This window comes from Vreelandella sp. EE27, assembly GCF_968206495.1.
Genome location: NZ_OZ309109.1, coordinates 3355326 through 3369411, shown reverse-complemented (window position 1 = coordinate 3369411; position 14086 = coordinate 3355326). Strand labels below are relative to the sequence as shown.

Genomic DNA, 14086 nt, shown 5'->3' with positions numbered 1-14086 from the left:
GTGTAAAGTGTCGGGTATCTATTGAACGTTATCGTTGGTACTTTTTAATGACGGATTAAGCCGGTTTTTTATAGGCTTTTTGGTTTAAGGTGATTTTAACTTTGCCGGTACGCTAGCCCTCCTGGTCGATGGACCAAACAAGCGCACAGTGTTGGGAGCCAACAATAGTGAGTAGCCGTTTTTTAATGTGTATTGCGGTGGCGCTGGTGGTGGCGGCCATCGCCGTGGGCTATGCGGGTATTCGAATCGCCCAGCAGCCCGCGCCGGCGCCTGCCGCGGGCGTTGACGCATCCGGCGACCCGGTGCTTGGCGAAGCGGCCGAGCCCCTGCCCGGGGTGGAGGTCGTGGTGGTCGCGAAGGACCTGCGCGCTTATCACCCAATCGTTCGCGAGGATCTCCAGATAGAGCGGCTGAGCCTGATGCCGCCGGGCGGATTCAGCGATCCGGATCTTTTGATAGGGCGCTCCGTGGGGCTCGACACCGCTCAAGGGACGGTATTGAAAGAGAGCCACTTTGCCAGCGGCGGTACGGTGGCGCGCATGATTCGATCAGACGAGCGGGCGATTGCCGTACCTTTTAACCCGGCCATGGGCGCCGGGGGGCATGTCTCGCCCGGCGACTACGTGGATGTGCTGCTGTTTCTTCCCCAGACCGAGCAAAACGCCGATCGTACGATGCAGGTGGCCGTGCCGGCCCTGCGCGTATTGACGGTGGGTAGCGTGCTGGGGCTGACCGCGGAAGGCGAAACGGTCCAGCCGCTGTCGACTCTAACCGATAGCGCCTCGGGGGGCGCCAACCCGTCCTCGGGAACGCTGGTGCTCGCCGTGCCCGAGACGCTGCTCACCCGCTTTGCCCTGGCCGCGGATGTCGGCGAGCTAAGAATTGCCGTGCGCGCCTCTGAGGAGCGGCGTCTGGCCGATTTTCATCGCGGGGCCCCCGGCGCCTCTTCGATCCAGGACCTCAACCAGCAGCTTTTTCAGTTCGAGCAGCTGGCCCTGCGCCCGGCTGCACCGCCCCCGGCCGTGCCCGTGAATGATACCGCGCCGCCCCCGTACCAGCAGGCGCCGGCGCCTGCCCCTGCCCCGCGTTCGCCAGAGGCCAGCGAATCGTCGGTCGCCGTGATTCGCGGGGCGGTGAGAAGCCTGGAAGCGCCTTAGACCGCTGCTGCGTTAGGGTCTGTCTGAAAAGTCGACGAGCGAAGACAAGACAAGGCAAAAATTGGCGAAAAAACGGAGTTTACATGTGTAAATGAGTATTTTGAGCCAATTTTTAACGCCGTATTGTCGAGCGCAGGCACTTTTCAGACAGAGCCTAGTAACGACGTGCCGTTATCAACGACATGCCAGCCATCCTGGGCTTATAACGACCTACTCATAACGACAAACCAATACCGAGACGCCAGGGCGTTAAAGGCCAGGGTAAGGGAGACCAATGAAGAACCTGATACGCGTGTTAGCCGGCGTGCTGGTGGGCGTGGGTAGCTACTCCTCCGGGGCGCTTGCGCAGTCCAGCTGTAGCGAGTTGAGCCAAGTGCCGGCCGCGCTCGAATTGGCCCCGGGCATACACCGGGAGGTGGCGTTGCCGGTCGCCATCGAGCGCCTGGCGGTCGGCAATCCTGAGGTGGCCAACGTGCAGCTGACCTCCGGCAACGCTTTTTTGATCACCCCCCTGGCGGGCGGCGTCACCAACGCCTCAATTTGGACTCCCTGCGCCGATGCACCGGTCGAGATCGCCCTGAGCGTTTCGGGCGCCGCGAGCCAAGCGCTTGGCGAGCGCGCCTTGCAACGTGCGCCGGTGCCCTCCCAGGTGCAGACCGACATTCGCTTCGTCGAGGTCAACCGGACCCGGCTTCGCGAAGTCGGGGTGTCGCTGTTCGGGGCTTCTAATAACAATCTGTTCGCCTCGCCAGGCGTAGGCCCCGGGTCCGTCGGCGTGGGCACCATCGGCGCGCTGACCCCCGGCGCCAACGTGCCGCTTTCCAGCAGCGGTTTCAACCTGGTGGTCGGGGGTGGGAGTCAGCGCGTCATGGCCGCGCTTAGCGCTCTGGAGACCAGCGGCTTCGCCTATACCCTGGCGCGGCCGAGTTTGGTCGCGCTGAGCGGGCAAAGCGCCAGTTTTCTGGCCGGTGGCGAGTTCCCTATCCCCGTGCCCAGTGCAGGTAGCGACAGCGTCTCCATCGAGTACAAGGAGTTCGGGGTGCGGCTCACGCTGACGCCGACGGTCATCGACGAGCAGCGGATCACGCTCAAGGTCGCCCCGGAAGTCAGCGAGCTTGATTTCGCCAACGGCGTCACCATTGCGGGAACGACGGTGCCCGCGCTGACGGTTCGCCGTTCGGACACCAGCGTATCGCTTGCCAGCGGCGAAAGCTTCATCATCAGCGGCCTGATCAGCACCAATCGCAGTGCCCAGGTGAGGCAGCTCCCGGGGATCGGAAGCGTGCCGATCCTTGGCGCTTTTTTTCGCAATAGCCAAACCCGCAGCGAAGAGCGCGAACTCTTGATGATCGTCACGCCGCACCTGGTGCAGCCCATTGCGGCGGATGCGACGCTGCCCTCCCTGCCCGGCGAAGAGGTGCGCGATTACGCGCCCAGCGTGCACGAGCTGCTGCTCGAGGACGGCTCGTTCAACCGCAGCGCCGGACTGTCACAATAGGGGCGATGATGCAGATATTCATGGTATGCGGCTGCGGCGACGCAGAGATTAGCTGGCTCAAGGCGACCCTGGTGGAGCAGACCCGGCTGGTGCCGGTCAACCCTCAGTTGGAAGCCATTATCGGCTTGGCCGATCAGATGGGCAGTGGCCTCATCTTTTTCTATATCGACCCGAGTAACAGCGACATGGCGCTTTTGGTGATCGAGGGCGTGGTCGAGTCGCGCCCGGATCTTGCCGTCGTCGCCGTCGGGGAGAGCGCCGAGAACGCGCTGGTGCTGGGTGCGATGCGCGCCGGCGCGCGGGACTACCTGACCGTGGGTCAGCGCCGCAGTGAGGTGCAAAGCCTCATGCGTCGGCTGCTTCGAAAGCAGCCGTCGATCATCGGCGGAAGCTCCGGCCCCCGCGCCAACGTGGTGGTGCTGGAGGGCACGGACGCCACGGCGGATACGACCTGGGTGGCCGCCCATCTGGCGCTATCGGTGGCCGAACAGCACTCGCCGGTTTTGTTGATCGATGCCGCCCCCGGGCTTGGCGAGCTGGAGGCGCTTTTGAACCTGAAGTGCAGCTTTGGCGTCGAGGACGCCATGAGTTCCGCCCAGCGAATCGACAGCGCGGTCATCGCCAACGTGTTTTCCCGGCACGAAAGCGGGCTTTTCGTGCTGCCGCTGCTTCAGGACGAGCGCTATCCCGAGCAATACAGCTACGCGGAAGCGATCCTTTTGTTGGGGGTTTTGCGCCAGCACTTCGCCTTTATCGTGATCAACGCCTGCGGCCAGGCGGACAGCGGGTTTTTGCGCGCCCTGGCAAGCGCGGCGGACCAGGTGCTTTGGTACGTCCAGCAGAGCGTGCCCTGCAGCCGTCGCAATCTGGAGCGGCTGCAGCGCTACAAGACGGAAGGCATTACTCTGAACCGGCTGGGCTTGCTGGTGGACCGCCATTTACCCAGCGTCTCGCCCACACCGGAGGTGCTGGCGGACACCTTCGCCACGCCACTTGCCGCGGTGCTGCCGGCACTAGCGGAGCAGCGGCTCAATAGTCTCAACCAGGGCGTGCCGCTGTTTGAATTGGCGCCCCACAGCGAACTCTCCAGAGCGTTGCGGCGCCTGGCCAAAACGTTATTGCCCGAGCCGGTGGAAGAGGGTCGAGGGCGTTGGCGATGGCCCCGGCTACGGCGCTAACCCCCGGCCAGGTATCGGGTTGGGAAAGATCATGAGGGTTTTGCATTGCACACCAAAGAGGACGTCTTATGGAGCGAGTGGGCCGCCAGCAGCTTTTTCAGCTTAAAGAGCGTTTGCACCGCTACCTGATCGATCAGCTAGGCGATGAAGGCTCTAACCTGGTCGAAGGCAGCCGGCACGAGCTTAGGCGGTTTCTGGCCGTGCATATCCAGTCCTTTACCCGGCTTCATCAGCTGGCGGTATCGGGCTATGAGATCGACCGGCTCACCGAGGAGATGATCGACGAGCTCACCGGCTTCGGCCCGCTGGAAATGCTGCTCAGTGATCCCAGCGTAACGGAGATCCTGGTCAACGGGTGTGAGCGTATTTTCGTCGAGCGCCGTGGGGTGCTGTCGCAAAGCGATTTGCAGTTCGTCGATGACCATCACCTTCAGCGCGTCATTCAGCGCATTCTTGCCCCGCTTGGGCGGCGGCTGGACGAATCCTCGCCCATGGTCGACGCCCGCCTGCCGGATGGCAGCCGGGTCAATGCGGTGATTCCCCCTATCGCCCTGGACGGCGCCTGTCTTTCGGTGCGTAAGTTTCGTAAGGACATGCTGCAAAGCAAGGAGCTGGTCGGCGCCGGCTCGCTGAACGAGGACATGTTGGCGTTTCTTGAGTGCGCGGTGAAAAGGCGCTGCAATATCGTCATCAGCGGGGGAACCGGGACGGGTAAAACCACCATGCTGAACCTGTTGAGCAGCCTGATCGATCAGCGCGAGCGCCTGGTGACCATCGAGGATACCGCGGAGCTTCAGCTCAAGCACGGCCACGTCGTGCGTTTGGAGACGCGCCCGCCCAACGCGGATGGCCACGGCGAGGTGACCGCTCGAAACCTGGTGCGCAACGCGCTGCGCATGCGCCCCGACCGGATCATTCTGGGCGAAACCCGCGGGGTCGAGGTGCTCGATGTGCTCTCGGCGATGAACACCGGCCACGAAGGGTCGATGACCTCGATACACGCCAACAACGCCGGCGATTCACTGCTGCGTATCGAAACCCTGGTGGGGCTTTCCGGCGTTCAGGTGCCCGAGAGTACCGTGCGCCGCTCGATCGCCTCGGCGATCGAGGTGATCATTCAACTGTCCCGTTTGCCCAACGGCCAGCGCTGTATCAGCGAGATCATCGAGCTTGGCGGGCTGGAGCAGGGCAATTACGTCACCAACCTGCTGTTTCGCTACGACCGGCACCAGCAGAGCTTTGTGCAAAAGAGCACCCAGGTGGTCAACGAAAAACTCCAGGGCGCATTACCGGGGGCGAGCGGTGGGTAGCGTAGCGCTTTTGCTGATGGTGGGCAGCTTCTTGCTGCTAGGGGCCGGGCTTTTGTTGGTGAACCTAAGCCGCCGCCAGGCGGTGGGCGAGCGCGTGGGCCAGCGGCTTCAAAGCGAGCGCGCATCGATGACCCGGCGCGAGCGCCGACCCAGAGGCATGGCGCGCTGGCTAAGCCAGGCCGGGCTCGATCTGCCCTCCTGGGTGGTGGCGGTGGCAACGGCGCTGGTGCTTCTGCTGGCGCTGATGCTGACCCAAATTAGCTGGATGCTGCCGCCGATTGCGCTCGTCTTGATAGCGCTGGTGGTCTATCTCGTCGGGCAGTGGCGGGCGCAAAAACGCCTGGAGCGCATGATCGCGCAGCTGCCTACGCTGTTGGATCATATGATACGCAGTATCAAATCCGGTAGAACCTTGAGCGATGCCATGCTGCTTGCCATGAAGCGCTGCCCCGACCCGCTCAACCAGGCGATACAAACCGTGCGCCGGGATATAGAGCTTGGCATGCCGCTGGCGGAAGCGGTCAACGAGTTTGCCGAGGACTACCCCCGGGAGGAGTTTTACATGCTGGCGCTGGGGGTGCAGGTCAACCAGCGCTATGGCGGCAACTCCACCGATATGCTCAATAACCTGATCATGATCATCCGCGACCGGGAGCAGGCCAGCCGCCAGTTGAGTGCCATGACCGGCGAGACGCGTATCAGCGCGATAGTATTGGCCGGCCTGCCCATCGCCATAGGAAGTTATATTTTGATGGTGAACCCGACGTTAATACTCGATATGTGGGCAACGACGGCCGGTAAGGCCATGCTGCTACTTTCTTTAACGCTACAAGTGACCGGCTGTACGCTCTTGTGGCGTATGCTGAAGAGTATGTAACCATGACGCTTTTGACCCTCAGTGCGTTACTTTTTTTTGTCGCGGCGGGCCTGGTGGGCTATGTGCTGCTCACCAAGCGCTGGAAAGCGGCCATGATTGCCCAGCGCATCGCGGTGACCGATACCCCTGGCCGCATATCGCGGCGTACGCTGCTGGGAGAGCTTGCCTACCTGGATGGCAAGCTGGATGCGGAAGTTCCGAAGCTGATGGAGCAGTTGAGCTGGCGCGGCGCCGACCAGCGCGCCACCTATTACGCGTTTCAGTTGGGCGTGCCGATCGCGACCGGCGTACTGGCCACCCTGGTTAGCGCGCTTTGGGGCGATGGCCCATCGCTGTTGGCGGTATTCATCGCCGCGGCGCTTGGTTTTTTTCTGCCCAAGCGCTGGCTCAAAAAGCAGGTCGCAAAGCGCCACGCCGCTATCAACGAAGAGGTGTCGGCGATGCTGCCGCTTTTGCGCATGCTCTTCGAGGTCGGTATGACCGTGGATCAGTCGCTGCGGGTGCTCTCCCGGGAGGGAGAGCACATTCTGCCCGAGCTTTCCCGGGAACTCCGGCGCGTGCTCAGCCGCGTCGACGCCGGCCTCGACCTGGCCACTGAGCTCAGCGTCATGGCCGAAAGGCTGGATGTGGATCCGCTCAACGACTGCGTGGTGATTCTCGAGCAGTTGATACGCCAGGGCGGTGGGGCGGTCGCCTCGCTCATTTCGCTCAAGGAGCTTTTCCACGACAGGCGAATCACCGACCAGCAGGAGAAGGTCTCCAAGCTTTCGGCCAAGATGTCCGGGGCGATGGTCTTGTTTCTCTTTCCAGCGCTGCTGATTATTCTGGCAGGGCCTGGCTTTATGGCCATTTTTGCCGCGATATCGGGGATGAATTGATGAACCATGTTTTAGCGAGCGCTACGGTGCTTCTCGCGCTGGCGCTTTCCGGCTGTGCCGGGGTGTCCTCTACGGCGGGCGCGCCGGTCGATGCGTGCCGCCAACTGGCGCCGGAACAGCAGCTCGCCGTCGAGCTCGCCAACGACATGGCTGAGCAGGGGAGGCCCCATGCGGCGCTGGCCCACCTCGAGCAGCTGCCCGAGTCGATTGCCGAGGTGCGCCTGCGCAAGGCGCAAATTTTGCGTCAGTTGGACGACCCGGAAGCGGCCGCGCTCTACCGCTCGCTGCTCGACAGCTGCGTGGCCGCCGAGGCGCACCAGGGTCTTGGCCAGGTGGCCGTCGTTGCTGGCGACTTCGATCAGGCGCTCGCCCATATGCGCGAAGCGGCCAGGCTCTACCCCGCCAGTTTCAAGATCCGTAACGACCTGGGCTTCGTTCATCTACAGCGTCGCGAGCTCGAAAAAGCGCGGTTCGAGTTCATGACCGCGCTGGAGCTAAGCCAGGACGACGCGCTGCCGCTGGAGAACTTGATGACGCTGCTGATCTATCAGCAGCGACCCCAGGCCGCGAGCGCGCTGCTGGGTAACGGGCGGGGAACACCCCTACAGTACCAGCGCGCCGAAACCCGCGCCCACCAGATGCAGCTGGAAGATCAGCAGCGCCGTTAAGTCCATGCGCCGATACGAGGGAGATAAAGAAATGGCATATTGCAAGGTGGGTAGCCTGCGGGGCGCCCCAACCAGAGGCGTCGGTCGGGGGTTGGTCGCGCTGGTGGCCGCGCCTTTGATGGTCGCCCTGTTAAGCGGCTGCGCGGGCCCGGGCAAGCACTCGATGACCGCGGCGGATAACTGGCTACAGGTTCAGCGCCAGGGCCACCAGGCATCGCTTACGCCCCAGTCCCTTTCACCCCGGGAGCAGGAGCTTGCTCATCAGCGCTGGCTTGATAGCTTCAACCACCCCATTCCCGAACGCTACGCAAGCGATACCGCCGGCGGTTTCAGCGGCAACTAGCCGGTGAAGCTGATGGCCCCTAGCACCAGTAGCACGAGCGCCAGCGCAATGAAGGGGGCGTAGGCATAGTAGCCCGGTTCATCTGGGGCTTGAACGAGAGGGTCCTGGGGGTGATCGCGCGGGGGCGGGCAAATCCCCGGGGCGTAGTGCGCAAGGGCCGCCCGGGTTTTTGCCGGCAAGCGCCGCGCGAGGGTATGCCACACGACGAGCAGCGCCGCCGTTAGCGCCACTACCGCCAGCAGCCCCGTCGTGCCCAAACACAGGCCAAGGGCGGCCAGCAGTTTGACGTCGCCTCCGCCCAGCACCCCCTTTACGTGGCCGGGAATGGCGAGCAGCAGCGCGCCCCCCACCCCGAACAGCGCCTGGGGCCAGGCCACCCCGATCAAGCTTTCGCCGGTCACGGCCAGCCACCCCGCGGCCAGCAGCAAAAACGGATACACGAGGCGGTTGGCGATCTGGCGTTTCCGAAGATCCATGTAGGCCACGGCCAGCACCCATAGGAATAGAAGCGCTATACCCGGCGCCACCGGCCCTCCTCGCTCACACGCCCAGCTCCTCGATCAAACGCTCGCGCAGGCGCTGCTGGCGCGCCGGGTCGGTCAGCGCCTCGCCCGCTTTGGTAGTGATGAAGAACACATCCTCGACCCGCTCGCCAAGGGTTGCGATCTTGGCCGTAGAAAGCGCGATGTCCTGCTCCATGAAGATACGCCCCACCCGGGCGAGAAGGCCCGGGCGGTCCGGGGCGGTCAGCTCCAACAGGGTGCGCTCGTTGGCCGGGTCCTGCTCGATGATCACCTCTGTGGGTACCTTGAAGTGCTTGAGCTGGCGCGGCGTATGCCGGGTGACGATCTGCGGGTAGTCGTCCGGGTCGTCGAGTTCCTCGACCAGGTGGCTGCGCATCTCTTCGATGCGGTCAACATCGCGAATCGGCTGGCCCTGGCTGTCCAACACGATGAAGGTGTTGAGCGTCCAGTCGTTGTGCGAAGTCGCGATACGCGCGTCGTGAATCGAAAGCCCCAACTGCTCCATGGCCGCGGCGGTGGCGGCGAACAGATCGTCCACCGAGCGGGTGTGGATAAACACCTTGGTGCCGCCTTCGGCCATGTCCTCGGTGGGCGCACTGATCAACACCAGCGGAAGCAGGGAGGGCTGGTGGGCGAGAATGCCCTGGGCCTGCCAGACGATCTCGCTGGGCGCGTACTGTAGAAAGTAGTCCTCACCCAGCGACTCCCACAGGGTGTCGATCTGCTCGCTGGCCACCCCCAGGTTCTGCAAAAGCGACCGCGCTTCACAGCGGGTTTCGCGGATCCAGTCGTCCCGGTCCGGCGGGTTTTTGAGCCCGCGGCGCAGCGCGCGCTTGGTTTCCGCGTAGAGCTGGCGCAAAAGCGACGCCCGCCAGCCGTTCCAGAGCGTGGGGTTGGTGGCGTTGATATCCGCCACGGTGAGCACGTAAAGATAATCCAGGCGGGTTTCGTTGCGCACCACCAGGGCGAAGTCGCGAATCACGTCCGGGTCGCTGATATCCCGCTTTTGCGCGGTCATGGACATCAAAAGGTGATGCTCGACCAGCCACTTTACCAGGTTGGTGTCGTGCAGCGAGACGTGGTGGCGGCGGCAGAACTGCTCGACATCGAGGGCGCCGATGATCGAGTGGTCGCCGCCGCGGCCCTTGCCGATATCGTGATAAAGCCCGGCGATCCACAAAAGCTCGAGTTTGGGCAACTGGTGGATCAGCGGGGCGGCGACCGGAAAGTCCGCCTTGGCTTCGGGTTTTCTAAAACCGTTCAAAAACTTGAGCAGGCGCAGGGTGTGCGCGTCGACGGTATAGATATGGAAAAGGTCGTGCTGCATCAGGCCGACCGCGCGGCCGAACTCCGGCAGGTATTTGCCCAGAATGCCGTAGCGGTTCATACGCCGGAGCTGGCGCGGTACGTTACCCGGCGAGCGGATGATTGCCATGAACAGGCGCTGATGGTGCGGGTCGTCGCGGTAGTGGTCGTCGATCTGGTGGCGGTGGTCGCGAATCAGCCGGATGGTGTCGGCGCGCACGCCTTCGATCTCCGGGTGCTCGGCCATCAGCAGGAAAAGCTCGAGCATCGCCTCGGGGTGGTCGCGAAACAGGCTGCGCGAGCGCGCCTGAATGTAGCCGCCCTTGGTCTCGAAGCGCTCGTTGAGCGTGACCGTTTCGAGTTCTTCCTTGCCGCGCAGAATGACCTCGTCGAAGTGCTGGAGCAGCATGTCGTTGAGCCCGGCAAGGGCGGTGACGTGACGATAATAGCGCTTCATGAACTGCTCGACGGCCAGGCGCTCCGGCGTATCGCGAAAGCCGAACATCAAGGCGATGGTGCGCTGATGATCGAACAGCAATCGGTCTTCGGCGCGGTCGGTCAGCATGTGCAACGCATAGCGCACCTGCCACAAAAAGGCCTGGCCCTGGCTTAGAATGCGAAGCTCCGCGTCGTTCATGAAGCCGTTGGCCACGATATCGGCGTACTGCTCGATATCGAAGTGGCGCTTGGCAATCCAGCCGATCATCTGAATATCGCGAAGCCCGCCCGGCGAGCTTTTGATATTCGGCTCCAGATGATACTCGGAGTTGTTGTAGCGGTAGTGGCGGGTGATCTGCTCTTGCCACTTGGCCTCGAAAAAACGATCCGCCGGCCACAGATTCGCCGGGCTCAAACGGCTTCGCATCGCCTCGCGCAGCCGCTTTGGGCCGGCGACCAGGCGCGATTCGAGCAGGTTGGTGATCACCGTGACGTCGTCTCGCGCCTCGCGCTCGCAGTCACTTAGCGAGCGCACGCTGTGGCCGATCTCCAGGCCAATATCCCATAAAAAGGTGATAAAGGCGGTGAGCGGCTCGCGGTAAGCGCTGTCGTCGTCGCCCTCCAACAGCAGCAGCAGATCGATATCGGAGTGGGGGTGAAGTTCGCCGCGCCCATAGCCGCCTACGGCGACCAGGGCGATGGCGTCATCCGGCCAGGCGTGGCGCTCCCAGGCGATGGCCAGTAGCTGGTCCAGGTACCAGGCGCGCCCGCGCACCAAGTCGCGGATGTCACCGCCGGCCCGAAACTGCTCGTCCAGGCGCGCTTGCAGCTGCTTGAGCGCCGCCTTGAACGGGGCCACTGGCGAGCGCGTGCCGGCGAGTTCCGCGCGAAACGCCTTAAGATCGAACAGGGTAGCGTCCGGCTCGAACCGGTGGTGGTGTAAGAGCATCAGTTCAAGAAGCTGAAATCTTCGTCGCTGCGCGCAGTCAGCACGTCAACGCCGCTTTCGGTGACCAGCAGCGTGTGCTCCCACTGGGCGGACAGGCTCTTGTCCTTGGTGACCGCGGTCCAGCCGTCGCGCAGTACCTTGGTCTTGTAGCCGCCGACGTTGATCATCGGCTCGATGGTGAAGCACATGCCGGGTTCCAGCGCGATATCCGCGCTCGGCGCGTAGCCGTCGTAGTGCAGAAACTGCGGGTCTTCGTGAAAGCCGGCGCCGATACCGTGGCCGCAGAAGTCGCGTACCACCGAGTAGCCGTTGCCTTCGGCGTGCTTTTGAATGGTGCGCGCAAGCTCGGAAAGATGCACGCCGGGTTTGACCTGGGCGATGCTCTTGTAAAGGCACTCCTGGGTCACGCGACACAGGCGCTCGCCCTGGATGGTCTCGCCGATGATGAACATCATGCTGGAATCACCGTGGTAGCCGTCGGCGGTTTTGACGGTGATGTCCAGGTTCATGATGTCGCCGTTTTTCAGCTTCTTGCTGAAGTCCGGAAAGCCGTGACACACCACGTGATTGAGCGAAATGCAGGTGGCGTGGGTATAGCCGTGGTAGTTCAGCGGCGCAGGTTGTGAGCCCAGCTCATCGACGATGTACTCGTGACAGCGCTTGTCGATCTCGCCGGTGGTGACACCTGCGGCTATAAAGGGCGTGATCATTTCAAAAACGCTGGCCGCCTGACGGCCGGCTTCGCGCATCTTTTCGATTTCTTCCGCTGTCTTGATTGGAACGTTCATGACTTCTCGATATGGCGTGTTGGGTCGGGAGTAGACGCAAACCCAGGGGTGCGACTTCATCTTGACAATGATATATGGTATAAAGCCGCGCGCTTTACTGCAATCGCCATCCCGTAATCGCCCCGCGATCGAGCCGGCGGCGGGCAAGCGTACAAGAGGAAGCCCTGCGGATGTCCCGTGAGGCTAAACAGCAAGCCTTGAAAACACACATGCACCGGCACATGGTCCCGGGTGCCTTTAGCCTCGCTAGACGCTGATTCAGCGTCGAGACTATCGGTCGGATCCATGGGGTGCGTGGAGGCCTAACCCGAGTTTCAGGAGTTTTACCATGGCACACGTTAACATGCGTGACCTGCTCAAAGCAGGCGCTCACTTCGGTCACCAGACCAAATACTGGAACCCGAAGATGAGCAAGTTCATCTTTGGCGCGCGCAACAAGATTCACATCATCAACCTCGAGCACACCCTGCCGGCGCTGAACGAAGCGATCGACGTGGTCGAGAAGATGGCGTCGTCCAACAACAAGATTTTGTTCGTTGGTACCAAGCGCAGCGCCAGCAAGGTCATCAAGGAAGAAGCCAACCGCGTTAGCCAGCCGTTCGTCAACCATCGCTGGTTGGGCGGCATGTTGACCAACTTCAAAACGATCCGTCAGTCCATCAAGCGTCTACGCGAGCTTGAGACCATGCACGAAGACGGCACGTTCGCGAAGCTGACCAAGAAAGAAGTTCTGATGGCGACCCGCGAGCAAGATAAGCTCGAGCGCTCCATCGGCGGTATCAAGGAAATGGGCGGTCTGCCGGACGCGCTGTTCGTGATCGACGTCGATCATGAGCGTATCGCGATCAACGAAGCCAACAAGCTGGGTATCCCGGTCATTGGCGTGGTCGATACCAACTCCAACCCCGATGGCGTGGATTACGTCATTCCGGGTAACGACGACTCCATCCGCGCGATCCAGATCTACGTGAAGGCGATTGCCGACGCGTGTGGCCGCGCTAAAGAAGGTCGTCCGGACGAGTTCGTTGAAGTAACCGACGAGCAGGCGTCCGCCGAAACCGACGCCGCGGCCGAGTAACACGGTCACGGTGGATGCGGCGGGCCGTCTAGCCGCATCGCGTGAAGGGGGCTTTTGCCCCCTTTTGCCCGCTTGGCGGGCCGATTACGCCAGGTTTGACGCCGGCATACGCACTACAAACGATGATCTGCGCTGAACGGGCAGTGATACAAAGCGGTCATACGCCTTGTCTATACTTTGTAGCGCGTCTAACTCTCAAGAATCCTTTCAGAGGTGAATTTCTCATGGCAGCTATCAGCGCCTCTCAGGTTAAAGAACTGCGCGAACGTACCGGTCTTGGCATGATGGAGTGCAAAAAAGCACTCACCGAAACCGGTGGCGATATCGAAGTGGCAATCGAGAACCTGCGCAAGAACTCGGGTCTCAAAGCCGCCAAGAAAGCCGACCGTGTCGCCGCCGAAGGCGCCGTGGTGACCCGCGTTGCCGACGACGGCAGCTACGGTGTAATGGTCGAGATCAACTCCGAGACCGACTTCGTTTCGCGCGATGAAAACTTCATCAATTTCGCTAAAAAGGTCGCCGACGCCTTCTTCGCCGCTAAAAGCGAAGACGTGGCCGCGGTCACCGAAGGCGATATCGAAACCGAACGTGAGCAGCTCGTTCAGAAAATCGGCGAGAACATCGGCGTGCGTCGTGCCGTCGTCGTCGATGCCGTCGAAGGCGGTCTGGTGGGCGAATACGTCCATGGCGGTCGTATCGGCGTGTTGACCGTACTGACCGGCGGCGACAGCGAAACCGCTAAAGGCGTGGCGATGCACGTGGCGGCGATCAATCCGAGTGTTTCTCACCCGGAAGATATGCCCCAGGCCGAGCTCGACGAAGAGAAAGCGATCATCCTGGCCCAGCCCGACATGGCCGGCAAGCCCGAGCAGATCGCCGAGAAGATGGTTCAAGGCCGTTTGAAGAAGTACCTGGCCGAGAACAGCCTGACCCAGCAGGCCTTCGTCAAAGACCCCAACCAGACCGTTGCCGAGTTCGTAAAGGCGGCCGGTGGTGAAGTGGTCCGCTTTACGCGCTTTGAAGTGGGCGAGGGCATCGAGAAAGAAGAAGTCGACTTCGCTAAAGAGGTAATGGAACAGGCTGGCCGTCGCTAAG

General features: G+C 62.2%; 13 protein-coding genes. 10 read left to right on the top strand and 3 right to left on the bottom strand.

What is annotated here, in order from left to right:
- Positions 1-167: 167 nt before the first annotated feature.
- The 8 genes from cpaB (at position 168) to ACWHVV_RS15740 (ending at position 7909) form a co-directional block, all read left to right on the top strand.
- Positions 168-1157, top strand: coding sequence for a Flp pilus assembly protein CpaB (cpaB, locus tag ACWHVV_RS15775; protein ID WP_447927067.1), 990 nt, complete (start codon positions 168-170; stop codon positions 1155-1157).
- Between the two features lie 274 nt (positions 1158-1431).
- Positions 1432-2655 carry a type II and III secretion system protein family protein gene (locus tag ACWHVV_RS15770; protein WP_447927066.1) on the top strand — a complete coding sequence of 408 codons (1224 nt, stop codon included), beginning with the start codon at positions 1432-1434 and terminating at the stop codon, positions 2653-2655.
- A gap of 8 nt (positions 2656-2663) precedes the next feature.
- Positions 2664-3833: an AAA family ATPase gene (locus ACWHVV_RS15765; protein WP_447927065.1), complete on the top strand. Its 1170-nt coding sequence runs from the start codon at positions 2664-2666 to the stop codon at positions 3831-3833.
- A 68-nt stretch (positions 3834-3901) separates the two neighbouring features.
- Entirely contained in the window at positions 3902-5143 is a 1242-nt protein-coding gene (locus tag ACWHVV_RS15760; protein ID WP_447927064.1) for a CpaF family protein, read from the top strand.
- Complete coding sequence (locus ACWHVV_RS15755; protein WP_447927063.1) at positions 5136-6020, top strand: type II secretion system F family protein; 885 nt, start codon at positions 5136-5138, stop codon at positions 6018-6020. The genes ACWHVV_RS15760 and ACWHVV_RS15755 overlap by 8 nt, the downstream gene beginning before the upstream one ends.
- A gap of 2 nt (positions 6021-6022) precedes the next feature.
- Positions 6023-6898 carry a type II secretion system F family protein gene (locus tag ACWHVV_RS15750; protein ID WP_447927062.1) on the top strand — a complete coding sequence of 292 codons (876 nt, stop codon included), beginning with the start codon at positions 6023-6025 and terminating at the stop codon, positions 6896-6898.
- Positions 6898-7566 (top strand): tetratricopeptide repeat protein, encoded by a 669-nt coding sequence (locus tag ACWHVV_RS15745; protein ID WP_447927061.1) that lies wholly within the window; start codon positions 6898-6900, stop codon positions 7564-7566. Before ACWHVV_RS15750 ends, ACWHVV_RS15745 begins: the two co-directional genes overlap by 1 nt.
- Positions 7567-7597: 31 nt before the next feature.
- The gene (locus tag ACWHVV_RS15740; protein ID WP_447927060.1) at positions 7598-7909 is read left to right on the top strand and encodes a DUF3613 domain-containing protein; all 312 of its coding nucleotides are present in this window, start codon (positions 7598-7600) and stop codon (positions 7907-7909) included.
- Here the strand turns inward: ACWHVV_RS15740 and ACWHVV_RS15735 are convergent.
- From ACWHVV_RS15735 to map, 3 genes are read right to left on the bottom strand one after another with little or no spacing between them, the layout of a single operon-like run.
- Complete coding sequence (locus ACWHVV_RS15735; RefSeq protein ID WP_447927059.1) at positions 7906-8436, bottom strand: prepilin peptidase; 531 nt, start codon at positions 8434-8436, stop codon at positions 7906-7908. The two genes, ACWHVV_RS15740 and ACWHVV_RS15735, sit on opposite strands and share 4 nt — an antisense overlap.
- Before the next feature lie 13 nt (positions 8437-8449).
- Positions 8450-11125 carry a [protein-PII] uridylyltransferase gene (locus ACWHVV_RS15730; protein WP_447927058.1) on the bottom strand — a complete coding sequence of 892 codons (2676 nt, stop codon included), beginning with the start codon at positions 11123-11125 and terminating at the stop codon, positions 8450-8452.
- Positions 11125-11913, bottom strand: coding sequence for a type I methionyl aminopeptidase (gene map / locus ACWHVV_RS15725; protein ID WP_447529965.1), 789 nt, complete (start codon positions 11911-11913; stop codon positions 11125-11127). Before map ends, ACWHVV_RS15730 begins: the two co-directional genes overlap by 1 nt.
- A 328-nt stretch (positions 11914-12241) precedes the next feature.
- Here map and rpsB point away from each other — a divergent pair, with 328 nt between their 5' ends.
- On the top strand, positions 12242-12991 hold the full coding sequence (gene rpsB / locus ACWHVV_RS15720; RefSeq protein ID WP_447927057.1) for a 30S ribosomal protein S2: 750 nt from the start codon (positions 12242-12244) through the stop codon (positions 12989-12991).
- A gap of 224 nt (positions 12992-13215) precedes the next feature.
- A complete protein-coding gene (tsf, locus tag ACWHVV_RS15715) occupies positions 13216-14085 on the top strand; it encodes a translation elongation factor Ts (RefSeq protein WP_447927056.1) in 870 nt (289 codons plus the stop codon).
- Position 14086: the final 1 nt, after the last annotated feature.